General features: G+C 71.9%; 12 protein-coding genes. All 12 read right to left on the bottom strand.

Going from position 1 to position 24813, the window contains the following annotated elements:
- Positions 1–99: 99 nt before the first annotated feature.
- The 12 genes from FIC82_RS17345 to FIC82_RS17400 all read right to left on the bottom strand — a co-directional run bounded on the left by FIC82_RS17345 (position 100) and on the right by FIC82_RS17400 (position 24810).
- Positions 100–2517 carry a family 43 glycosylhydrolase gene (locus tag FIC82_RS17345; RefSeq protein ID WP_154799317.1) on the bottom strand — a complete coding sequence of 806 codons (2418 nt, stop codon included), beginning with the start codon at positions 2515–2517 and terminating at the stop codon, positions 100–102.
- Between the two features lie 121 nt (positions 2518–2638).
- Positions 2639–5536 (bottom strand): beta-xylosidase family glycoside hydrolase, encoded by a 2898-nt coding sequence (locus FIC82_RS17350; protein ID WP_154799318.1) that lies wholly within the window; start codon positions 5534–5536, stop codon positions 2639–2641.
- Positions 5537–5690: 154 nt separating this feature from the next.
- The gene (locus tag FIC82_RS17355) at positions 5691–9869 is read right to left on the bottom strand and encodes a beta-L-arabinofuranosidase domain-containing protein (RefSeq protein ID WP_154799319.1); all 4179 of its coding nucleotides are present in this window, start codon (positions 9867–9869) and stop codon (positions 5691–5693) included.
- A gap of 250 nt (positions 9870–10119) precedes the next feature.
- Entirely contained in the window at positions 10120–13992 is a 3873-nt protein-coding gene (locus FIC82_RS17360; protein WP_154799320.1) for an alpha-L-arabinofuranosidase C-terminal domain-containing protein, read from the bottom strand.
- Positions 13993–14261: 269 nt separating this feature from the next.
- Positions 14262–15239 (bottom strand): galactofuranose ABC transporter, permease protein YjfF, encoded by a 978-nt coding sequence (gene yjfF, locus FIC82_RS17365; RefSeq protein ID WP_154799321.1) that lies wholly within the window; start codon positions 15237–15239, stop codon positions 14262–14264.
- Between the two features lie 80 nt (positions 15240–15319).
- Entirely contained in the window at positions 15320–16378 is a 1059-nt protein-coding gene (locus tag FIC82_RS17370; protein WP_154799322.1) for an ABC transporter permease, read from the bottom strand.
- Positions 16375–17916 (bottom strand): sugar ABC transporter ATP-binding protein, encoded by a 1542-nt coding sequence (locus FIC82_RS17375; protein ID WP_154799323.1) that lies wholly within the window; start codon positions 17914–17916, stop codon positions 16375–16377. Before FIC82_RS17375 ends, FIC82_RS17370 begins: the two co-directional genes overlap by 4 nt.
- A gap of 238 nt (positions 17917–18154) precedes the next feature.
- On the bottom strand, positions 18155–19171 hold the full coding sequence (locus FIC82_RS17380) for an ABC transporter substrate-binding protein (protein WP_154799324.1): 1017 nt from the start codon (positions 19169–19171) through the stop codon (positions 18155–18157).
- 382 nt (positions 19172–19553) lie between these two features.
- The gene (araA, locus tag FIC82_RS17385) at positions 19554–21062 is read right to left on the bottom strand and encodes an L-arabinose isomerase (protein WP_154799325.1); all 1509 of its coding nucleotides are present in this window, start codon (positions 21060–21062) and stop codon (positions 19554–19556) included.
- 140 nt (positions 21063–21202) lie between these two features.
- Positions 21203–21973 carry an L-ribulose-5-phosphate 4-epimerase gene (locus FIC82_RS17390; protein ID WP_154799326.1) on the bottom strand — a complete coding sequence of 257 codons (771 nt, stop codon included), beginning with the start codon at positions 21971–21973 and terminating at the stop codon, positions 21203–21205.
- Entirely contained in the window at positions 21970–23640 is a 1671-nt protein-coding gene (locus FIC82_RS17395) for a xylulokinase (protein ID WP_154799327.1), read from the bottom strand. The genes FIC82_RS17390 and FIC82_RS17395 overlap by 4 nt, the downstream gene beginning before the upstream one ends.
- Before the next feature lie 117 nt (positions 23641–23757).
- Complete coding sequence (locus FIC82_RS17400) at positions 23758–24810, bottom strand: LacI family DNA-binding transcriptional regulator (protein WP_154800484.1); 1053 nt, start codon at positions 24808–24810, stop codon at positions 23758–23760.
- Positions 24811–24813: the final 3 nt, after the last annotated feature.

A 24813-nucleotide genomic window follows, 5' to 3' on the forward strand; every position in this document is an offset into this window, starting at 1 on the left:
ACTCGACGCACAGAGGGGCATCCAGCGGCAGAGCGGGCCGGCGTCCGCGACGCCGACCCGCTCACGGGACGTCCGGGCGCGACGTGCGCCCGTCCGCCCTCAGCCCCCGCAGGCGAGCGCGTCGAACGCGATCTCGTACGGCGTGCTGACGTCGGCGCCGTCGACCGGCGCCGTGCCGGTGACGGTCGCGACCCCGGCCGCGAGCGACGTGGACCGGGCCGCGAACGACTGGTACGCGCTCGCACCCGGCGCGACGTCGCTCACGACGCGCGTCCCGAACGGCGTCGCGAGCGTGACGTCGACCGGGACGTCGCCCGGGTTCGTCGCACGCACCGCCACGTAGGCCTTGCCCGCGAGGCAGCGTGCGGACGCGGTGACGTCGAGCTCGACGACCGGGCCGGCGGCGTCGGCCGCGAACTCCCACGTGTCCACCTCGACGAGGTCGACGCCCGCGGGGCCGGCGAACGTGAAGTACACGTCGTGGACGCCGCTCACGCCCTCGAGGGCGGCGGTCACGTCCGCCCACTCGCCGACGGGGGTGTCGAGGTCGAGCGTCCCGACGACGGCACCCTCGCGGTCGTCGAGGCGCACCTCGACGGTCGCGCCGTCGACGAGCGGCTTGACGCGCGCCGTGACGCTCGCGGCACCGTCGCCGAAGTCGACCGACGACAGCGCCGACCAGTCGCCGGCGTCGACGTCGCGGACGACGAGGTTCGGCGCCTGGGCGCCGAACTGCGCCGAGCCGCCGTCGACCTTCGCCGTGGTGAGCCCCTGCTGCCAGGCGAAGGTCTCGGCCTCGAGCACCTGGAACGGGTCGAGGTCCTTGACCTGGTCCACGCCCGCGTAGTCGCCCACGACCTGCTGGACCGTGCCGTCCGCGTTGAACGTCAGCTCCTGGATGTGCGGGCTGCGGTAGCCCTGCGTGGTGCTGCCGTTGATGCGCTTGTTGAGCGTGGGCGCGTGGTACGTGAAGTAGTACTTGCCGTCCAGCTCGAACACCGACTGGTGGTTGTTGCCGCCGGTGCCCGCGCCGAAGAACTGCGACTGGTTCGGGAACATCACGCCGGCGTAGGTTTCCTTGGGGAACGACATCGGGTCGTCGGAGATCATGTAGCCGATCTGCCCGCCGCCCGGGTACCCCGGGAGCGTGGCCTGGTTGCCGCCGAAGTCGTTGCCGCCGAAGTGCGACGAGTACGACAGGTAGTACTTGCCCTCGCGCTCGAAGACCTGCGCCGCCTCGAACGCCACGGGCGCGTCCACGACGGCCGCGGTCCCCTGCGTCGAGACCATGTCGTCGCCGAGCTCGATGACGCGGATGTTCTTCGGGTTGTTGAACCGCTCCGCCGCGGGCATCGACGTCGACGCCGGGCCGCCGCCGAAGTAGAGGTATGCGCCGTCGTCGGTGACGAGCGGCGCCGGGTCGAACTTCCAGGCCACGGCCTCGGCGCCCGGGGTGCGCCCGTCGATGAGCGTGCTGTCGCGCTCGCTCGTCCACGGTCCGAGCGGCGAGGTGCCCGTGATGACGTTCGACGACCCGCCGCCGTTGGCGTAGTAGAGGAAGTACTTGTCGACGCCGTCGACCGTCTTCTTCGCCATGCCCGGCGCCCACGAGTTGTTCGTGAAGGGCGCGACGCCCTGCGGCCCCGCGACCTGGATCTCGCCGTGGTCCGTCCAGTTCACGAGGTCCTCGGACGAGATGAGCGTGATCTGGTTGATGCTGCCGTAGTTGATCTGCGGCGAGACGCCCGTCACCGGGTCGGGCGCGTAGCCCTGGGTGTCGTTCGTCATGTACATGTACACGCGACCGTCCTCGACGAACCCGAACCCGTCGGCCCCGAACTTGTGGGAGATGAGCGGGTTGTGCTCGCCGGGCACCTTGCCGAGCACCTCGATCGTCTTCGAGGGCGGTCCGGGTGGGGCCGCGCCGACGACGGAGACGTCGTCGAGCACGAAGTCCATGAGGTGCGTCGCCGGGTCGGCGGACGGGTTGCTCGTCCACGGCGTCTCGAAGAACAGCCGCGCGGTGCCGACGTTCTGGTCGGCCGGGATCGTGAACCGGCCGTCGAACGTCGCCCACTGGCCCTTGGTCGCGGTGACGCTCACCAGGTTGGTGTACGACCCGCCGCCGTAGTGCATCGTGGCGAAGAACTGCTTGGTGGCCGGGGCCGCGGCGGCGTCGTACCGGATCCTCGCGGTGAGCTCGTACGTCTCGCCCGCGCGGACCTTGCCGCTGAGGTCCTGCATCGGACCGGAGCCGGTCGTCGCACGCTCGGTGGTCAGGGCTGCGGCCGCGCCCGCGAACGCCTGGTCGGTGGTCGACAGCACGGCCTTGTCGGTCGCGTTGCCGTTGTTGACGAACCAGCCGGTCGTGCCGTCCTCGAAGCCGCCGTTGACGACCAGCTCCTCGTCCGCGGCGTACGACGGCAGCGCGGCGAGCGACGCGGAGAGCAGCGTCGCGAGCGCGGCCCCGGCGACGGCGCCGCGCAGGCGACGTCGTCTGCGGTGGTGCGTGTCCATGGATCCTCCTCGATCGATGTGGGTGTCCTGCGCGTCCGCGCGTCTCGCGCGGACGGTCGTGCCGACGGCGGGGTCGCGCCGTCGTCCTGCGCCCTCCTCTCGTCCGGGACCGGCGGCTTGGTCAGCCGCCGTACGCGACCGTGCGGGTCGCGGTCGACCCGTCGGTCGAGCGGGTGACCGAGACCGTCACCTCGCCCGCCGGGACGCTCGTGAGGCGGCTCGCGAAGGCCTGGTACGCGTTGCGGCCCGGCTCGACGTCGGCGAACGACCGGCTGCCGTACGGCGTGGTGACGACGACGTCCACGGGCACGTCCTCGGCGTTCGTCACGCGCACGGCGACGTAGTCCTTCCCCGCCAGGGCGCGCACGCTCGCCTCGACCGTGAAATCGACCTCGGCGGCGTCGGCCCGCACGAGGGACGCGACGGCGAGCGCGAGCGCCCGCGCGGGTGCGTCCGCCTCGTTCTGCGTCGACGGCGCGGTCGTGGCCCGTGCCGACGCGAGCCCCTTCGCGACGGCGGACCACGACTCGACCGTGTAGTCCGCCGGCTCGAGCCCCTCGGCCTCGGCGACGACGGCGTCGAGCGCGGAGCGGTCGGCGCCGCCGTCGGCGTCAAGCACGTCGCTGAGGAGGAAGTGGTCGAAGTCCACGTGCCCGCCGGTCCGCTCCTTGGCGTAGGAGAAGAGGCCGAACCGGTAGCCCATGAAGTGGGAGAGGCTCCAGTCCATGACGAGCGGCCCCTGACGTGCACCGAGCGGCTGCCAGGTCCGCCCGTCGAGGCTGTACGAGTACTGCACCCAGAGCTGGCCGTTCGGCGAGGCGAAGTCCGCGTCCGCCTTGAGGTGCACGTCCGTCCGCTCGCCCAGCGGGACCTGCGACCCGGGGACGAACGACTCGACCGCCTCGCGGTCGATCGTGTCGGTGAACGGCTGGAGCCGGGTGACCAGACCGAGCGTGCGCTCGCCGTCGACCTGCTGGACGCCCGCGTACGCGAAGCTGCGCCCGTAGACGGCGAGGCCGGCGACGTCGCCGTCGAGCATGCCGGAGACGTCGAGCCTCGTCTGGGCCGACGACGTCGGGCCGAACGTGCGCTGACCGAGGGTGTTGCGCGCCTCCTCGAGATACGTGAGGTCGCGTCCGGGCGCCTTCGTGTACTCCGCCTCGCCGGTCACGACGTGCCCGTTGGTCAGGCGCAGCCAGCCCTCGCGCTCGGTGAGCGACCAGTACCGGTTGTCCGGCGCGTGGTTCCACTGCCACGCGAGGTCGAGGTCCGAGCCGTTGTACGACACCTCCTCGAGCGTGGGTGTCTCGACGTCCGGCGCGCGGCCGACCACGGAGACGTCGTCGAGCAGGTACTCGACGCTCGACGACGGCGGCTGCGGGTTGCCCCACGGCGTCTCGACCGCGAGCTTGAAGGTCCGGACGTCCGCGTCCTGCGGGACGGTGTAGGTGCCCCGCACGGTCGTCCACTCCCCCGGCGTGGCGTTCGCCCACGCGAGCGTGGTGACGCCCGCGCCCCAGTCCCCGACGAGGTTGAAGCGGACCTGCGCGGGCCCGGAGGCGTAGCGGACCCGGGCCGAGACCTCGTAGGTCGCGCCCGCCTGGATCTTCCCGCCGAGCTGCTGGTTCGGCCCGGAGCCGTTGAGCGTCCGGCCCGCGACGCGCAGCGCGCCCGTGCCCGACGCGGCGCCGCTCGTCTCGCGCGACAGCGTCGCGCCGAACTGCGCAGCCCAGGGCGCGGTCCCGGCGTCCTCGAACCCGGGGTTGGCGACGATCTCGACGCCGAGCAGCGACTCGTCGTACGTCGGCGCCTCGGGGACCTCCCAGACGGTGTCGCTGAACGCGCGGTGCTCGGCGTCGTTCGCGAAGTCGTCGGAGGCGACGATGCTCTTCAGCCGCTCCCGGCGCTCGGTCGCCGGGTCCAGCACGATCGGCTTGGCGAACGTGTCGCCGACGCGGACGGCGCCGTCGTCGCCGAACGTGGGCCAGCCGTCCTCCCACGTCGCGGGGATGAGCGCGGGGATGCGGCCGAGCGGGTAGGTGTCGCGGAAGAACATCCCCCACCACGCGTAGCCGCCCGCGCCGTCGGGCACCTCGACCAGCCCGCCCTGGGCGAAGCCGTCGGAGTTCAGCGCGCTGCGCGCCTCGTACGGGTTCGACCCGTCGGCGGTCTCGTAGCGACCCAGCAGGTGCGGGGAGCGGAACAGCACCTCCTGCCGGTTCTGGCCGCTGGGCCAGGTGATGATCGCGACGTAGTACTCGCCGTCGATGTAGTGCACCTGCGCGCCCTCGAACAGCCCGCCGACGAACGGCTCGCCCGCGTAGTCCACGGCGCGGAAGATGTTCGGGAAGTCCGCCTCGATCGCGGTGAGGTCGTCGTTCAGCCGGACGGCGCTCGTCGCGCCCGAGCCGTAGAAGATGTAGGGCGTCCCCCCGTCGGCCTCGTCGAAGAACAGCGACGGGTCGTGGAACCCCCGGCCGAGCGCCGTGCGCTCCCACGCGCCGTGCTCGACGTCGTCCGTGCGGAAGAGGTACGACCCCCCGAGGTCGTTGGTGTTGAACACCACGTAGAACGTGCCGTCGCGGTAGCGCAGCGAGGACGCCCACTGCCCGTTGCCGTAGCCGTTCTTCCCGTTGCGCAGCGACGACACGTCGCCGACGCCGAGCCGGTCGTAGACGTAGCCGACGATCTCCCAGCTCACGAGGTCGTACGACTTCATGATCGGCGCACCCGGGGCGAGGTGCATCGTCGTGCTGATCATGTAGTAGAGGTCGCGGCCCTCGTCGTTCTCGGCCGCGGGGACGCGCGTGACGCTGATGTCCGGGACGTCGCTGCGCAGGAGCGGGACGTCGTACGTCCCGTCGCCGCGGTCGGTCGTGGTGAGGCCGGTGAGGGCGCTCGCCGTCGGGGGCTCGCCGTCGGCCGTCGCGGTGGCGTGCGCCGCGGGCAGGCTCGCCCCGAGCGCCAGCACACCCGCCACGACCGCCGCCGCGGCTCGTCGTCTCCGATGTCTGCTCATGTTCTTCCTCCTCGTCGAGGTCCTGCCGTCGTGGGCTTCATCTGGGGGATATCGATGTCGGTACCGATATCGACGGACACCGCGTCGCTGCCGTGCGGCGTCCCCGCGGCCCGTCGGACCGACCGCGAGGACGCCCGTGCGGCGCGCGGGTCGCTCAGCCGCAGGTGCGCGGCTCGATGTCGACGTCGTAGGTGGTGGTGGCGTGGTCGCCGTCGAGCACCGCCGTCGCGGAGACCGTCGCGGTGCCGGCGGGGACCGTCGTCGCGCGCGACGCGAACGACTGGTACGCGTTCGCGCCCGGGGCGACGGCAGTGGACGACCTCTCCCCGTACGGCGTCGTCAGGGTGACGTCCACGGGGGTGACGCCCGTGTTCGTCGCCCGGACCGCCACGTAGGCCTTGCCGGCGAGGCAGCGCGACGAGACCTCGACGTCGAGCGGGACGACGGCCGTCGTCCCCGGCACGATCTCGACCCGGTAGGTCGTGGCCGTCTCGTGGTCCTGCGCGACGCCGACGACCTCCACGGTCCGCCCCGACCCGTCCGCCGGGAGCGGCACGACGCGATCCTGCGTGTCGTCGACCAGCACGCCGTCGACGCGCACGAGACCGCTCGGCACGTGGGGGTCGGCGTCGAGCACGACGCTCGTCGTGCCCGCGGACACGGTGAGCGTGTAGTCGGTGACGGCCGGGTTGAACGCGGGTGCGAGCGCGCCCGTGTCGAACGCGAGCGCCGCGAGCCCGGGCGTCGCGTCGTACGACGCCGCGCGGTCGACCCGGACGCCGAACACGCCTCCGGCCCAGCCGCCCGTCGCCTGGAAGCGCACGGTGACCACGGGGATGCGCGCGCCGTCCTCGTCGAGCACGTACTCGCCCGCGCTGTCGACCTTCCAGCGCGTGCCGTCGCCGATCTCGAGGTACTTCGCCGGGAGCTGCGTCGTGTCGACGTAGAACCCCTGCTCGTCCTTGGTCGGCGCGTTCGCGACCGTGGTGATCGTCTTCAGCCTCTCGTCGTTGACGTACACGTCGAACACGCGGCCCTGGTCGCCCGAGTAGAGGGTGACGCCCAGGTGGTTCGAGGCCGACGCCGGGTCGACCATGAGGTCGTAGCTGAACCAGCCCGTGCCGTTCGCGTGGCGGAACTGACGGCCGGAGAACGTCCCGACCGACGACCCGCTCTGCTTGAGGTTCTTCGCGTTCTCGAAGTTGTTGTTGTCGAAGCTCGTGAGGCTGTCGACGGTGCGGTCGGCGTCGCGCAGCTCCTGCTTGGCGCGCAGGATGCGCTCCTGCGACGCGGCCGAGTCCGGCTCGTCGAGGTGGAGGTACAGCCCGTACGTCACGTCCCAGTTGGTGTGGTGGGGCGTGAAGACGAGGTCGCCGCCGTCGGCGGTGTTCCGCAGCTCGAGCTGCACCCGGCCCTCGGCGTCGTCCTCGACCCGCACGAGGTTCTCGGCGATGCGCTCCTTCCACTCGTCGGCGCCCATGTTCGCCGCCGTGATGGTCGTCTGCGCGTCGGCGTCGCGCGTGGCGGAGCGGACGAGGATGCCCGTGCCCTGCCACGCCGGCTCGGGGACCTCGCCGAGGTTCGCGGAGAGGACGACCGGCCCGTACCGGAAGGCCACGAAGTACGGGTTGTCCGGGGTGTCGACGACGGACGCCGCCATCGGCATCGTGTACCGGACGACGTCGCCCGCGGCGACGGGCAGCACGACGTACCCGCGCGACACGACCGGCTCGACGGCGGCGCCGTTCACCTCGACCGCGGGCTCGCCCGCGATCCACGACGGCACGCGCAGGCGCAGCGTCGCGTCCTGCGCGACCGCCCCGCCGTCGAGCGCGTCGACGCGGAAGGTCACGGTGTCCTCGTTCGGCAGGTTCGCCTCCTGCGTGAGCCGCAGGTTCTGCTCGCCGTGCTCGACCGTCGAGGAGAAGAACAGGTTGACCCACACCGAGCCCTGGCCGGTGAAGTACATCGAGTCGCCGAGCTTGGAGAAGTTCTCCATGCCCGTGCCGGTGCAGCACCAGAACTCGGTGAACGGCAGGTTGTAGACGCGGTGGTAGCCCGACGCCATGGGGTTGAAGTACGTCGTCGTCCCGGTCTCCGGGTTCTGCGACGCGAGGATCGTGTTGATGAACGCGTTCTCGTAGTAGTCCGCGTACCGCACGTCCTTGCTGAGCTTGAACAGCTCGCGCGCGAGCTTGAGCATGTTGTACTCGTTGCACGTCTCTGCCGTCTCGGCGTTGCGCGCGGTGCCCTGCTCGTCGGCGCGCTCGTGCAGCGACCCGGGCGCGTGGAAGTGCTCCGCCTGGCTGTTCGCACCGGTGACGTACGTGTGGTCGCGCACGACGATGTCGAAGAAGTTCTCCGCCGCCGCGAGGTACATCGGCAGCTCCTCCTTCTCCGCCGGCGTGAGCAGCGCGTAGTACTCCGGGTTCTGCGTGAACACCCGGTAGCGCTTGAGCGCCCCGAGCAGCTTGGGGATCTGCGTGTTGGCGTGCTTGCCTGGCAGCACGTCCTGGCCCGCGGCGAGCTGGCGGAAGAACGCGACCTCGTCGAACGCCTCGGCGGCCTCCTTGATGCGCACGTCGCCCGTGAGGTCGAACAGCTCGTACAGCGCCTCGTTCATGCCGCCGTACTCGGTGCGCAGCATGACGTCGGTGCTCGGCAGCTTCGCCACGCGCCCCTGCACGTAGAGCCCGAAGTCGGTCGCGACGGCGAGCGCCTGGTCCCCGACGGGGCCGTCGACGTACTCGGCGACGTCGAGCAGCCCGGCGAGCACCTTGTGCAGGTTGTACCAGGGCACGATGACGTTCTCGTCCGACGTCCCGGTGCCCTGCACCTGGTCGAGGATCGACTCGCGGAACGCGGAGACGTATCCGGCCGAGCCGGGGTGCGCGGCGGCGTACGCGTCCTGCACGCGGGCGAGCCCTCCGACGCCCTCCTCGATCTCGGTGAACAGCGCGTCCTTCGTCGCCTCGTCCGGCGTCGAGGACCAGGACATCGCGAGCGCCGAGAGGTAGTGCCCGAACGCGTGCCCGCGGAAGTTCACGGCGTTGCTGCGCTCCCAGCCGCCGTACCCGGCGGAGGTGGTCGGGGTGAGCCCGCCGACCTTGTAGAACTCGTAGAGGAACGTCTCGGAGTCGAGGCTCAGCAGGTACTCGTGCTCCTTCGCCGCGGCGTTCTGGAGGAAGTCGTCGGAGAGCAGCACGGACGGCAGCGCGGTCTCCTCGAGCGGCGTCTCGTCGACGAGGGCGGGCACGACGACCTCGAGGTCGCGCGTCACCGGCTCCCCGTCGAGGTACCGCACCGTCGCCGTGAGCGTGACGTGCGCGTCGTCCTCCCCGATCGCCGGCCGAACCACGGTCCCGTCGGTCGCGACGACCTCGGGATGCGACGACCGCCACGTCACGGTCGAGCCGCGCGATCCCGTCGTCGGCAGCACGAGCGCGACGGTCGCGCGCTCGGGCAGCGACAGCGCGTCGGCGTCGTCCTGGGCGATCGCGTCGCGGTCCACCGTGCGCCCGCTCTCCTCGTAGAGCCCGACCACGTCGCCCAGGTCCGCGACGGCGTCGTACAGGCGGTAGTCGTCGAGGGCGGCCTTGAGGTAGGCGCCGTTGTACTGCGGACCGTTGAACCCGATCGTCTTGGGCAGGGCCGGGTCGGAGCCGAGCACGCCCGTCGCGTCGCCGGCGACCGCGTTGGCCACCGTGGACGGGACCTTCTCGCCGTTGCGGTAGAACGCGACGTCCTTCGTCGCGCGGTCGTACGTGACGACGACGTGCGTCCACTCGTCCGCGGGGAAGAACGCCGCGCGGTCGGAGCTCGCGACCCGCACCTTGTACGGCTGGCCCGACGCCGGGCCCACCGACAGCGCGAGCGGCACCGTGTCCGACTCGGACGAGAGGTACCAGCCGTCGGAGTTGTAGGCCCGCTTGTTCCAGGTGATGACGTGCTCGCCGGACAGCTTCCCGCTGGGCTCCACCCAGAACGAGAGCGTGAGGTCCTCGGGCTGCAGCGCGGCCGACGACCCGAGGTCGAGGTACGTGCTCCCGGCGAGGCGAAGCGCCTGCCCCCCGGCGTCGACGCCCTCGACGTACGAGTAGCCCGTGGGCGCGGTCCCGTTGTGGCCCTTCAACGTCACCGGGTCGTCGAGCGGGCCGGCGTCACTGACGTCGCCCTCGAACCCGAGGTCGAGGACCGGGTCGGGCAGGGCGTCGGCCGCGACGGCGGACGGCGCCCAGGTGGTCAGGGCGAGCGCGGCGGCGGCCGCCACGGCGGCCAGCCGGGTCGCGCCGCCGGGTCGACGGCGGGCGCCGTCGGTCGGTCGGGGGTGCATCGTTGCTCCTCAAGGTCGCGCGCGGGCGCCGTCGCCCGGGCGTCAGGACGTGCCGTGTCGTGCAGCTCGTCGCGCGACGACGTCGTCGCGCGGTCGTGCGAGGCGGCCCGCGCACGACGCGCGGGCCGCGCCCTCGTGGCCCGCCGGACCGGCCACGAGGGAAGCAGGCTCTCGCGAGGGAGATCCCGCGGTCGCGAGGTAGAGCCCGGGGGCTTCTACCTCGCGACCTGCGGTTCTACCTCGGCATCGTTCAGCCGCAGTCGAGCGCGTCGTAGGCGACGTCGACGGTCGAGGTGACCTGCTCGCCGTCGAGCGTCGCCGTGCCCGTCACCGTCGCGACGGCCGCCGGGGCCGACGTCGCGCGTGCCGCGAACGACTGGTACGCGTTCTTGCCCGGCGCCACCTCCGCGAACGCCTTCTGCCCGAACGGCGTCGCGAGCGTCACCGAGACCGGGACGTCCTCGCCGTTCGTCGCGCGCACGGCGACGTACGCCTTGCCCGCGAGGCAGCGCGGCGAGGCCTCGACCGCGAGGTCGAGCTCGGGTGCCGCGTCGGACGCGTGCAGCCGGACGAACGTGATCGAGTGCGCGGGGAACTCGTAGGAGAACTCCTCCCCCACGCCCGTCAGCGTCCGCTCGACCGGGACGACCCGCTCGGGGTCGGCCTTGGTGTTGGTGTCCGACGGCGCGCCCACCATCTCCGTGACCGTCGCCTCGGACGCGATGCCCTCAGCACCCTCGACGTGCACCTGCGTGCGCGCCGCGGTCGCGGTAGGGTTGACGACCTTGACGACGACGTCGCCCGTGTCGTCGTCGCGCGTGACGACCTGGTAGAGCGACTTGGTCGACGGCTGCTCGTAGGACATCTGGAGCTCGCCGTCGAGGTAGAGCTCGATGGTCGAGCCCTCGACGACGACCTTGACGTGGTACGGCTGGCCGGCCTCGATGCTGTGGTTCTCGACCGCCTTCACCTCGTTGGCGCTCCCGCCCGACGCGCGCTGGAGCGCCTGGCGGGTGTTGTTCCACCCGCCGAGGTTCCACCAGTAGTAGTCGTTCGGGCCGCCGGCGGCGAAGCCGACGAGGAAGCCCTCGGCGCCGGACGTCTTGCGCGCGTCGAGCTCGAGCGTGTAGCTCGACCAGTCCTTCGCGTACGCGCCGGCCACGATCGACCGGGCGTCGGTGACGTTCGTCGCCGACTGCACGTAGGCGCCGTCCTGCGCGGCCCACGTCCCGGTCTGGGGCTCCCACTGCGACGCACCGGACTCGAAGTCGTCCGAGAAGAGCACGTCGCCGCTCGCGTTGTCGGTCACGCGCACGTTGTCGTACTGCGCGGCCGTGTTCCACGTCGAGAGGAAGACGCCCCCGTCGAGCGTCGCGTCGGCCGGCGCCGGGCCGGAGTGCGTGCTGGGCACGACCTCGTCCCCCGCGTTCGCCGAGAACAGCTGCTGGACGTAGTAGTTCACCGAGCCCCACGACTCGTCGTTGTCGAACCAGATCGCGTCGGGCGACCACTGGACGTACGACTCGTTCGCGAGCAGCGGCGCGTACGACGCGAGCCGCACGACGTCGGAGTTGCGCTCCAGGCCGGTCATGAACGCGGCCTCCGACAGCGCGTTGGCGAACGTGTTGCCGCGCGACGCGTACTCGCCGAGGAACACGTGCGGCCCCTCGCGGTCGTAGGAGTCGTAGCGCTCGTCGTTCTCGAGGAACCACTGCGGGTCGTTGTAGTAGTGCTCGTCGACGAGGTCGACGTCCTGCTCGCGGTTGAACTCCCAGAGCTCGTCGAAGCGCTGGCCCGTGTCGTCCGGACCGGAGTTCGAGATGATCTGGATGTCCGGGTAGGCGGCCGCGATCGCGTCGCGGAACGCCGGGAAGTTGGCCTCGAACGTCTTGGTGTTCTCCTCGTTGCCGAGGCCGATGTACTTCAGGCCGAACGGCTCGGGGTGCCCGAGCCCGGCGCGCACGGCGCCCCACTCGGTCGTCACGTCGCCGTTGGCGAACTCGATGAGGTCGACCGTGTCGTCCACCCACCACTGGATCTGCGCGGGGTCCTTCATCTCGGGGATGGTGCTGCCGCAGCCGTTGGCTCCGACCGACACCACGGGCAGCGGCGTCGCGCCGAGGTCCTCGGCGAAGAGGAAGTACTCGAGGTACCCGATGCCGTACGACTGGTTGTAGCCCCAGAAGTTCCAGTTGGTCGCGCGCTCCTCGACCGGGCCGATCGTCTCCTTCCACTGGTACGTGCGGCGACGGTCGGTGAAGTTCGACTCCTCGTAGGTGCGGAACGTGCCGACGTTCGTCACGCAGCCGCCGGGGAAGCGCAGGAACTGCGGGTCGAGCGCATCGATCTTCTCGGCGAGGTCCTTGCGGAGGACGGACGTCCCGTTGACCGGGCCGACCCACGTGTCCTGCGGGAAGAGCGACACCTGGTCGAGCGCGAGCGTGCCCGCGGCGCCCGAGAACAGCGCGAGGCGCCCGGCGTTCGTCGTACCGGTCGCGGTGAGCGTGACGTCGTACTTCTTCCACGCGTTCGAGCCGTCGACGGCCACCTGTCCGGTCGCGTAGGCCGTGGTCCCGGCGTTGTCCTCGACGCGCACCGTGACCGACTGCGCCGTCGCCGACCGTGCCCAGACGGAGAAGTCGTACGACTCCCCCTCCTCGACGAACAGGCCCGTGTTGTACCCGGCGTTGCGCACCCCGGCACCGGCGGCGGTCGTCGTGAGGTTGAGGTAGGTGCGGTTCGTCGCGTTGAGCCGCCCGGCGTCGTTCACGACCTGCGTCGTGGCCGTCGCGCCGCCCCGGTTCGCCGCGCTCCACGCGGTGAGGCCGTTGAACGACCCGTTGTCCTGGTTGGTGAACTCGAACGACCGGTTGCGCACGAGCTCGGCGTACAGGCCGCCGTCGGCCGCGTAGTTGATGTCCTCGTAGAAGATGCCGTAGAGCTCGTCGCTCATCTCGGTGCGCTCGCCGGCGAGGTCCACCGTGATCTCGTGGTCGGCGCTGGTGGCGGGCGTGATCGTGAGCTTCGTGGCCGCGTCGCGCGGGCCGAGGACGAGCGCGCCGTCGGACGCGCGCACGCCGGCGTACTGCTCGGGGTCGGCCGCGCTGCGCAGCCAGACCTTGCCGCCGCCGGCGTCGGTGAGCCGCAGCGCCGTGGCGTCCTCGCCCGCGGCCCCGAGGGAGAGCCGGGACGCGCCCGAGACCACGACGGGCCGGTCGTCGACGGCGAGCGTCACCGGGGACGTGCCCTCGGCGCCGTCGACCGCGGTCGCGTCGAGCGCGACCGTCGTCGCCGGGCGCTCGTCGTCGAGGGCGAGGCCGTCGTCGGTCGCCACGAGGTACCGGGCGTCGCCCGGGCCCGTGAGCGTGAACGCGCCGTCGGGCACCTGGTCCGCGCCCTCGGCGGTCTGGAGCGCGACGTAGTCGAACGCCGCGGTGTGCGACGCGCCGTTCTGCGCGGCGAGCGCGTAGAGGCCGACCTGCGTGGTCGGGAAGTCGACGGTCACGGAGCCCGCGGGCTGCCAGGCGGTGCCGTCCCAGTAGGAGGTCGCGATGACGTCGCCCGTGCGCTGCATGCGCAGCGTCTCGCCGGTCGACGCCGGACGGTCGGTGAAGCTCGCGGCGGAGAAGACGCCACCGCTCTCCACGTCGTTCTCGATCGCCCGGCCGGACGGCGAGAGGCTGCCCACGAACGTCAGGCCGGACCGGACGTAGTTGTCCATGTCCTGCCACGCGATGAGCCCCGCGCCCTGGTACACCGTGGCGACGGGCGCCTCGAGGTGCGTCACGACCGTGAAGTCGCCGGCCGGCACGTCGAGCAGGACGACGTTCTTGGCGCTGTTCGCGTCCTGGTACGTGTCGCCCGGCTGCGACGTGAGGCGCAGCGCGCCGCCGGAGACCGCGAGCGCCTCGGGCACGGGGTTGACGACGGTCCAGTCCGCGTCGAGCGCGGCCCCGTCGAACGCGTCGACCCGGGCGCCATCGGGCAGGTCGGGCTCCGCGGCGGAGGCGGGCACCGACGTCGCGAGCGCGACCGTGCCGACCAGGCCGGACACGAGCGCCAGCGCGACCGCGCGTCGGCGGCCGGCCGTTCGGGGCCGTGGCGGGTGAAGGGACGTATCCATGGGCTTCCTCTCTTCGTCGAGAGACACGCACCGTTGCGTGTGAGCGTTAACAGGATCATGGCCGAGCCTAGTGTGAACGCTCACATCCGACAAGGGTCATGTCGTGACACACCGTCGGCCCGGCGAGCGCCCGGCCGACCCAGGGGTGCCGGCCCCCGTCCAGCTCCGGTGATCTCGGGCGAGGCGCCCGGGCAGACGTCCGCGGTGCCGGGCCCGGCCTGCCACGGCGTCGCGAGGACGCCGCGCAGACCGGGCCGGGCACCGGCGGCTCACCTCCGCCTGACGACCAGCACGCGCTGCAGGATCACGAAGACCAGGAGCAGCACGCCGATGACGATCTTGGTCCACCACGAGCTCAGCGTGCCCTCGAAGGTGATGATCGTCTGGATGAGGCCGAGCACGAGGACGCCGAGCACGGACCCGAGCACGAAGCCCGTCCCGCCCGTGAGCAGCGTGCCGCCGATGACGACCGCGGCGATCGCGTCCAGCTCCATGCCCACGCCCGTGAGCGAGTAGCCGGACCGCGAGAACATCGCGAACAGCAGGCCACCGATGCCGGCGCACGTGCCGCTCACCACGTACACGAGCACCTTGGTGCGCGCGACGGGCAGGCCCATGAGCATCGCCGACTGCTCGCCGCCACCGATCGCGTACACGGTGCGGCCGAACTGCGTGTAGTGCAGCACGTAGAACGCGATCGCGACGACGACGAGGGCGATGAGGACCGCCGTCGTGACGCGCCACCCGTCGCCGAACTCCTGGCTCCAGCCCGCGAGAGCCACGAACGACTCGTCCGTGATCGGGATCGACTGGAGCGAGATCACGTAGCACAGGCCGCGCGCGAGGAACATCGCGGCGAGCGTCGCGATGAACGGTTGGATGTCGAAGACGTGCACCATCAACCCGACCGCGAGGCCGAGGACCGTCCCGATCAGGACGGAGACGACGAGCACGACGGCGACGGGCCATCCGCTCTGGAGCAGGGACGCCGTCGTGATGCCGGAGAGCGCCACGACCGCGCCGACCGACAGGTCGATGCCTCCCGTGAGGATGACGAAGGTCATCCCGACCGCGAGCACGATGAGGAACGAGTTGTTGATGAACAGGTTCGAGATGACGCGGGCCGAGAGGAAGTTCTCGTACCTGCTGCCGCCCACCACGAGCATGAGCGCGAGCACCGCGAACGTGCCCAGGACCGGGAGGTAGCGCCGGTCGAGGCGGACACGGCTCGTGAGTCGCTCGGTCATGGACGGGCCTCCGGGAGCGGCGGACGAGGCACCCCGGGGATCGGGGGGCGAGGTCGGGGCAGGGGTCTGCACGGCGGACATCAGGCGCTCACCTCCGCGGCCGCGGCGGCCGTCGGGGCCGCGCGACGTCGTCGGGCGGCGATCAGGTCGCGCACCTTCGGGGACTGCGCGAGGCAGACCGCGATGACGACGATCGCCTTGAACAGGGGCGTGACGGACGGCGAGATGCCGAGCATGGTCACCGTGAGCGTGAGCGTCTGGATGATGAGGACGCCGACGAGCGTGCCCGAGAGCGAGAACTTCCCGCCCGCGAGCGACGTGCCGCCGATGACGACGGCGAGGATCGCGTCGAGCTCGATGAAGAGGCCCGCGTTGTTCGCGTCGGCAGCCATGGTGCTCGACGAGATCATGAGGCCTGCCAGACCCGCGAACAGCGCGCACACCGCGTACACGGTCCAGATGATGCTGCGCGCCTTGACGCCCGCGAGGCGGCTCGCCTCGGGGTTGATGCCGACCGACTCGATGAGCATGCCGAGCGCGGTGCGGCGCGTGAGCAGCGCGACCGCCGCGAAGACGAGGCCCGCGAGCACGACCGCGACCGGGATCCCGAGCCAGAAGCCGGAGCCGATCGCCTTGAACGGCGCGCTGTTGACCGTCGTGATCTGGCCGCCCGTGATGAGCATCGCGACGCCGCGCCCCGCGGTCATGAGCACGAGCGTCGCGATGATGGGCTGGATCCCGAGGACCGAGACCAGGAAGCCGTTCCACACGCCGAGGACGAAGGACAGCGCGAGCGCGATGCCCGCGGCGACCAGCACGGTCGTCAGGCTGTCCGGCGAGGGCGACGACGCGATGAAGCTCAGGGCCACGGCGCCGGAGATCGCGACGACCGCACCGACCGACAGGTCGATGCCCCGCGTCGCGATGACGAGCGTCATGCCGAGCGCGACGAGCAGCAGCGGCGCGCCGTTCTTCAGCAGGTTGACGAGCGAGCCGAACAGGTGCCCGTCCTGGATCCGGATCGACAGGAAGCTCGGCCGGTTGACCGTGTTGACCGCCAGCAGCACGACCAGCGCGACGATCGGCCAGAAGAGCCGGTGCTGGACGGCGCGCTGCCAGGCGGGTGCCGTGGTGCTCATGACTCCTGCCCTCCGCTCGCGATGAGCTCGACGACGTCCTCGACCGTGACGTCCTCGTCGTTGGTGATCTCGGCGACCTTGACGCGGTCGCGCATGACGGCGATGCGGTGGCTGAGCCGCAGCACCTCCTCGAGCTCGGCCGAGATGAACACGACCGACATGCCCTCGCCCGCGAGCTGGGCGACGAGCTTCTGGATCTCGGCCTTGGCGCCGACGTCGATGCCGCGCGTCGGCTCGTCGAGGATGAGCAGCTTGGGTGCCGTCGCGAGCCAGCGCGCGAGGAGCACCTTCTGCTGGTTGCCGCCCGAGAGGTTCTTGATGAGGGCGTCCGGGTTGCCGGGGCGGATCGCGAGCGCCTTGATGTACGTCTCGACGATCTCGTCGACCTGCTTCCTCGGCAGTCGTCGTGCCCAGCCGCGCTCCGCCTGGAGCCCGAGCACGATGTTCTCGCGGATCGTCAGGTCGCCCACGATGCCCTCGGCCTTGCGGTGCTCCGAGGAGAACGCGATCTTGTGCTGCATCGCGCTGCGCGGCGTGCGCAGGCGCGCGGGCGCACCTCCGACGCGCACCTGGCCGCTGTCCGCGCGGTCCGCTCCCGCGAGCAGGCGCGCGAGCTCGGTGCGTCCGGAGCCGAGCAGGCCGGCGAGCCCGACGACCTCGCCCGGGTACACGTCGAGGTCGAACGGCTGCACCGAGCCCTTGCGGCCGACGCCGAGGGCCTGGACGAACGGGGTCGTCCCGTCGCGGTCGGCGACCGAGCGCTTGGGCGCCTCCTCCAGCTCCTCGAGGACCTCGAGCGAGGTGCCGATCATCTTGGAGACGAGCTCGAGACGCGGGAGCTCGGCGGTGACGTACTCACCGACGAGCCTGCCGTTGCGCAGGACCGTCATGCGGTCCGAGATGTCGTAGACCTGCTCGAGGAAGTGCGAGACGAAGAGGATCGCGACGCCCTCGTCGCGCAGCCGCCGTACGACGGCGAAGAGCTGGGCGACCTCGTCCGCGTCGAGGCTCGAGGTCGGCTCGTCGAGGATGAGCACCTTGCACTCGACGACGAGCGCGCGGCAGATCGCGACGAGCTGCTGCACGGCGAGCGAGTGGGCCGCGAGGGACGAGGCCGGGTCGATGTCGAGGTTGAGGCGGGCGAGCATCTCGCCGGCGCGGCGACGCGTCGCGCGCCAGTCGATCGCGCCGAGGCGGCGCGGCTCGTGGCCGAGCATGATGTTCTCGGCGACCGAGAGGTTCTCGCAGAGGTTGACCTCCTGGTACACCGGCGAGACGCCGGCGGCCTGGGCCTCGCCCGGGCCCGAGAACGTGTGCTCGGCGCCGTCGACCACGATGCGACCTGAGTCGATCGAGTAGACGCCGGTGAGCGCCTTGATGAGCGTCGACTTGCCGGCGCCGTTCTCGCCCATGAGGGCGTGGACCTCTCCGGGCCGGAGCGTGAGGTCGACTCCGTCGAGCGCCTTGACGCCCGGGAACTCGATCGAGATCCCGGTCATCTCGACGACGGGCCGACCGTCGGGGACGGCGGTAGTCATGGGTGACCTTCCGTGCAGCGGTGGCGGCGGGGCTGCCGGGCCCCGGGGCGCCTGAGGACGCCGGCGACGTCGGCATGCCGGCGGTGGTGCGTCGGCCGCGCGCCGGGGAGACGTGCTCTCCCGGCGCGCGACCCGTCCGTGGTGGCGGGGCCGGTCGGCGTCGACCGGCCCCGCCGGGGCGGTGCCGAGCAGGTCTCGGATCGCTCCGAGCGGTCCGCTCGGTGCTCGCCGACGCTTCTCAGTACTCGCGCGTCGGGAGCGCCTCGATGGCCTGCTCCTGCGTGAAGGACTCGTCCTTCACGACGATGCGCTTCTCGACCTCTTCGCCCGCGACGACCTTCTTGATGATGTCCGCCAGGTCCGGGCCGAGGAGCGGGTTGCACTCGACGATGAAGTTGATCTTGCCGTCGGCGAGCGCCTGCATGCCGTCCTTGACCGCGTCGACGGTGACGATCTTGATGTCCTCGCCCGGGACGAGACCCGCGGCCTCGATGGCCTCGATGGCGCCGAGGCCCATGTCGTCGTTGTGCGCGTAGACGAGGTCGATGTCGTCGTGCGCCTGGAGGAAGCCCTCCATGACGGTCTTGCCCTCGGCGCGCGTGAAGTTGCCCGTCTGGGAGTCGATGATCGTGACGTTCGGGTTGTCCTTCGTCGCGTCCTCGAAACCGGTCTTGCGGTCGATCGCGGGGGCGGCGCCCGTGGTGCCCTGGAGCTCGACGACGTTGATCGGCTCGGTGGCGACGTTCTCGGAGACCCACTCGCCGGCCATCTCGCCCTCGAGGACGAAGTCGGAGCCGATGAACGACTCGTAGAGGGTGTCGTCCTCGGAGTCGACCGCGCGGTCCGTGAGGATCACGGGGATGTCGGCCTGCTTGGCCTCCTCGAGCACCGCGTCCCAGCCGGACTCGACGACCGGGGAGAACGCGATGACGTCGACGCCCTGCGCGATGTAGGAGCGGATCGCCTGGATCTGGTTCTCCTGCTTCTGCTGCGCGTCGGAGAACTTGAGGTCGAAGCCGTTCTCGGCCGTGAGCGTGTCCTGGATGGACTTGGTGTTGGCCGCGCGCCAGCCGGACTCGGCGCCGACCTGCGAGAAGCCGACGACGATCGCGTCGCCACCGCCCGCCTCTCCGCCCTCGTCGTTGCCGCTCTCGTCCGTGCTGCCGCCCCCGCTGCTGCACGCCGCGAGCGCGAGGACCGCCACGCCGGCGAGGACACCCGTCAGACGCGTGCGCGCCTTGGTCGTGCTGAACATGCTCTCCTCCTTGAGATGCGACCTCGGCGCCGTGCCGAGGGTCGTCGGGTCGTGCCAGCCCACCATCGGGCTGTTGACTCTTGTTGATACATGTTTGCTTGTGTCAATGTCTAGCGGTGTCAGCACCCCTCCCGCAAGCCCCGACCCGGCTTTCCGCATAACCGTTCGGTAACCGTTGTGGTTGCCGCCCGACACTGCGACGTGCCGTCCGCGCGGAGCCTGCCGAAGCGCCGAGCCCCAGACCTGCGAATGTGATCGCTCACACCCTCCTGAGAGACGATGTTAGCGCTCACACGCGCGGAGGGGAAGCCGCCACCCGTCACGGTTCGGTCACGGCCGCGAAGCCACGCCCGGACCTGCGCAGACGGCTCCCCCGAGCGCGTCAGAGGCCCTGCGCGACGCGGTAGAACACCTGGTTCCACCGCACCTGGTCGCGGAAGCCCCGGCGCGTCGTGCTCTCGTCGATGACCAGCAGCTCGGTGCGCGCGATGTCGGCGAACACCTCGAACGCGTCGATGCCGGCCGCGGTGGAGAGCACCGTGTGGTGCGCGCCGCCCGCGGTGAGCCACGCCTCGGCGGACGTCGCGAAGTCGGGGCGCGGCTCCCACACCGCCCGCGCGACCGGCAGGTGCGGCAGGGGGGCCGAGGGCGCGACGACGTCGACCACGTTGGCCGTGAGGCGGAACCGGTCGCGCATGTCCGCGAGGGACACGACGACGCCGACGCCCGGGTCGGCGTCGAACACCATGCGGACGGGGTCCTCCTTGCCGCCGATCCCGAGCGGGTGGATCTCGACCCGGGGCTTCGACGTCGTGAGCGACGGGCAGATCTCGAGCATGTGCGCGCCGAGGATCTTCTCGCTGCCCGGCGTGAGGTCGTAGGTGTAGTCCTCCATGAGCGAGGCACCGCCCGGGAGGCCCTCGCCCATGACCTTCGCGGCGCGCACGAGGACGGCGGTCTTCCAGTCGCCCTCGGCGCCGAAGCCGTAGCCCTTGGCCATGAGGCGCTGGACCGCGATGCCGGGGAGCTGGCGCAGGTCGCCGAGGTCCTCGAAGTTCGTCGTGAACGCCTTGGCGCCCACCGACTCGAGGAACGTCTCGAGCGCGATCTCCTGGCGTGCGGCGTACCGCAGCGACGCGTGCCGGTCGCCGTCCTTGCGCAGCTCGGGGACCACGTCGTAGAGGTCCTCGTACTCCGCGACGAGCGCGTCGACGTCCGCCTCGGAGACCTCCTCGACCGCGCGCACGAGGTCGTTCACGCCCCACGTGTTCACGCTCACACCGAAGCGCAGCTCGGCCTCGGTCTTGTCGCCCTCGGTCACCGCGACGTTGCGCATGTTGTCGCCGAAGCGGGCCAGGCGCAGCTCGTGCGTCGCCGCCCAGCCGGCGGCGCCGCGCACCCACGAGCCGACGCGCGCCGTGACGGCCGGGTTCGACACGTGCCCGACGACGGTCGTGCGCGCGACGCCCAGGCGCGTCGCGACGTACGCGTACTCACGGTCGCCGTGCGCGGCCTGGTTGAGGTTCATGAAGTCGAAGTCGATCGTGTCCCACGGCAGCTCGACGTTCGCCTGCGTGTGCAGGTGCAGCAGCGGCTTGCGGAGCTGGTCGAGGCCTCCGATCCACATCTTCGCGGGGCTGAACGTGTGCATCCACGTCACGACGCCCAGCACGCGGTCGTCCGCGTTCGCGTCGAGCATCGCGCGCCGGATCGAGACGGCGTCCTTGAGGACGGGCTTCCAGACCACGTTCGCCGGGACGTCGGGGGACGCGTCGAGGGCGCGCGCGACCTCCTGGGACTGCTCGGCGACCTGCCGCAGCGTCTCCTCTCCGTACAGGTCCTGGCTCCCGGTGAGGAACCAGATCTCGCGGTCCGCGTAGGGCTTGCTCATGTCGGTCCACATCTCTCGTGTCGTGGGGCGGTCCCGCACCGCTGCGGTCCCGTCCCTGCTGGTCGTGCTGCGGTCGTGCCGATGTGTCGACCGGTGGCCGGTGGCGGCCGGTCGGCCGCGGGGCCGGCGCGGCCCGCAGGTCAGGGGCGGTCGGGCGCGGGCTGCTGCCCGTAGACGTTCTGGTAGCGCGCGTAGAGGGAGTCGACGTCGTCCTGCGGGATGCGCGTGGGCTCGCCGAGCTGTCGGCTGACGTGCACGGTCCGCGCGACCTCCTCGCACATCACGGCCGCCTTGACCGCCGCGCGCGCGTCCTTGCCGATCGTGAACGGCCCGTGGTTGCGCATGAGGACCGCGGGGCTCCGGGAGTCCCGCAGCGTCTCGACGATGCCGCGCCCGATCGAGTCGTCGCCGATGAGCGCGAACGGGCCGACGGGGATGTCGCCGCCGAACTCGTCGGCCATCATCGTCAGGACGCACGGGACCGGCTCCCCGCGCGCGGCCCACGCCGTCGCGTACGTCGAGTGCGTGTGCACCACGCCGCCCACGTCCGGCAGGTGCCGGTAGACGTAGGCGTGCGCCGCCGTGTCGGACGACGGCGACCGGTCGCCCTCGACGAGCGCCGCGTCGAGGTCGCACACGACCATCGCGGCGGGCGTGATGTCGTCGTACGCCACGCCCGACGGCTTGATGACGAGCAGGTCGCGGGAGCCGTCGGGGTACGTCGCGTCGCGCACGCGCTCGGACACGTTGCCCGCGGTCCAGACGACGAGCTCCCACCGCGGGAGCTCGGCGTGCAGCGCGGCGACGCGCTCCTTGGCGGCGTCGACGGCGTCGCGCAGGTGCGCGGGCACCGCCGCCGTCGCGGCACCGGGTGCGGCAGCCACGTCCGCGGCAGGGGTGGGCGTGCTCATGCGGGGTCCTCTCCATCGGTACGGGCGGGCAGCGCTGTCACGGCGGCACGCTCGACGGCGAGCCCCGCGGCGTAGCGCTCGAGGTAGGCCGCGAAGCCGGCGACGTCGTCGGGGTCGGGGTCGACGGTCTCGATCGCCGCCGACGCGAACACGTGGTCGCGCAGGTACGCGCCGAGGTCGTGGGCGGCGCCGTCGGTCGACCCGGACGCGGTGCCCGCCGACGCCCGGTCGCGCGCGAAGCCGGCCAGGACCGCGATGCCCCACGCACCGCCCTCCCCCGCCGTGCGCCCGACGCTCACCGGCGCGTCGATCGCGGCGGCGAGCAGCCGCTGCGCGACGCCCGCCGTGCGGAACATGCCGCCGTGCGCGAGCATCCCGTCGAGCCGGACGCCCTCGCCCGCCAGCACTCGCATCCCGAGCGCGAGGGTCCCGAACGCGCCGTAGACCTGGGTGCGGGCGAAGTTGGCGAGCGTGAGACGGCTGCCGGGCGTGCGCACGACGAGCGGCCGGCCCTCGTCCAGGCCCGTGATCGGCTCGCCGGCGAGGTAGTTGTAGGCGAGCAGGCCGCCGCCGTCGGCGTCGCCGTCCAGCGCGGCGTGGAAGAGCGCGCCGAAGACCTCGTCCTGCCCCGCGGCGGCGCCCACGGCCGCGGCGAGCTCCCCCAGGAGCCCGGCCCACGCGTCGAGCTCGCTCGCGCCGTTGTTGCAGTGGACCATCGCCACGAGGTCGCCCGCGGGCGTCGTCACGAGGTCGAGCTCGTGGTGCACACCGGCCAGCGGGCCCTCCAGCACGACCATCGCGAAGATGCTCGTGCCCGCGCTGACGTTGCCCGTGCGCGGCGCGACGGCGTTCGTCGCGACCATGCCCGTGCCGGCGTCGCCCTCGGGCGGGCAGAGCAGGACGCCGGGGGTCAGCGCGCCCGAGGGGTCGAGCCAGGCCGCGCCCTCCTCCGTGAGCCGGCCCGCGTCGTCGCCGGCGACGAGCACGTCCGGCAGGAGCTCGGCGAGCTTCGGCCCGTCGCGGTGAGCCGCGGCGCGCTCGTCGACGCGCGCGAGGAGCGCGTGGTCGTAGTCGCGCGTCGCGGGGTCGACCGGGAACATGCCGGACGCGTCGCCCACCCCGAGCACGTGGCGGCCGGTGAGCCGCCGGTGGACGTACCCGGCGAGCGTCGTGAGCGAGGCGACCTCCACCGCGTGCGGCTCGGCGTCGAGGATGGCCTGGTACCAGTGCGCGACCGACCAGCGCAGCGGGACGTTGTACCCGAGCAGGTCGGTGAGCTCGGCCGCCGCCGGGCCCGTCGAGGTGTTGCGCCACGTGCGGAACGGGACGAGCAGCTCGCCGGCGGCGTCGAACGCGAGGTAGCCGTGCATCATCGCCGAGACGCCCAGGGCGCCGTAGGTCGTGGGTCGCACGCCGTACCGCTCCTCGGCGTCGTCGACGAGGCGCGCGTAGCAGTCGCGCAGCCCGGCCTCGACGGCGTCGAGCGAGTACGTCCACGTGCCGTCCTCGTACGCGTTCTCCCACGCGTGGCTCCCGCTCGCGAGCGGCGTCCCCTCGGCGTCCACGAGGCACGCCTTGATCCGCGTCGACCCGAGCTCGATCCCGAGCGCGGTCTCCCCCGCCACGACGGCCGCCCGACGGCGGCCGACCTCGTCCTGCTGCACCATTGCTGCTTCTCCTCGTCGCGGCGTCGCGCCTCGGTCGTTGCGTGTCCCTCGAATGTTAGCGCTCACAACCGGCGAGGCCAACTCCCTCCCGGACTGCTGCCCACCGGGGGTGCGGCGTCAGCCGCGCGGTGCCGCCGTGCTCTCCCGGACCATGAGCTCCGGCGCGATCGAGACCGGCCGGACCGTCGCGCCGGCGAGCGCGTCGATCATCATCGCCATGCACCGTCGCCCCAGCGACCCGAACGGCTGCCGCACGGTCGTCAGCGGCGGGATGAAGTGCCCTGCGCCGGCGACGTCGTCGAACCCGACCACCGACACGTCCGTCGGGACGCGCACGCCCCGCTCCCAGAAGGCCCGGAGCAGGCCGAGCGCGAGCTGGTCGTTGCCCGCGAAGACGGCGGTCGGCCCGTCGCCCCCACGCACGGCGTCGGCGAGCTCCTTGCCGACGGCGTAGCCGCGGTCCGACGACCAGTCCCCGCGCACGGGCTCGGGCACCGGTGCGCCGTGCTCCTCGAGCGCCGCGCGCCAGCCCGTCTCGCGCTCGCGCGCGTCGAACCAGTCGAGCGGGCCGGAGAGGTGGAGCACCGTCCGGTGCCCGAGCCCGAGCAGGTGCTCGGTCGCGACCCGGGCTCCCAGCCGCTGGTCCACGGCGATCGAGAGGATCGCCCCCGGCGCGCCCAGCGCTCCGGAGGCCGGCCGGACGACGTCCGCCGCCTCGCCCTCCCCCGGCAGGTCGCGCGCCGCGATCATGATGACGGGCACCGGGGCCCGGAAGGAGTCGACCGCGGCCGCGACGTCCGTCTGCGGCGCGATGACGACGATGCCCTCGACGCCCTGGTCCATGAAGTGCTCCAGCACACGGTGCATCGTGTCGGCGTCGTAGCGCCGGATCGTCGCGACGCTCACGAAGTACCCCTGCTCGCGAGCGGCCTCCTCGACGGCGATCAGGGTCGAGGTCGGTCCGTACAGCGCCGACCCCGTCGTCACGACCCCGATCGTCCCCGAGCGCATCGTCACGAGCGCACGGGCCGCGCTGTTGCGCCGGTAGCCCAGGGTGGCGATCGCGTCGAGGACGCGCTCGCGCGTCTCGGGCCGCACGCTCGGGTGGTCGTTGAGCACGCGCGAGACCGTCTGGTGGGACACCCCCGCGAGCCGCGCGACGTCCGACATCGC

Source organism: Cellulosimicrobium protaetiae, from assembly GCF_009708005.2.
Taxonomy (GTDB): Bacteria; Actinomycetota; Actinomycetes; order Actinomycetales; family Cellulomonadaceae; genus Cellulosimicrobium; species Cellulosimicrobium protaetiae.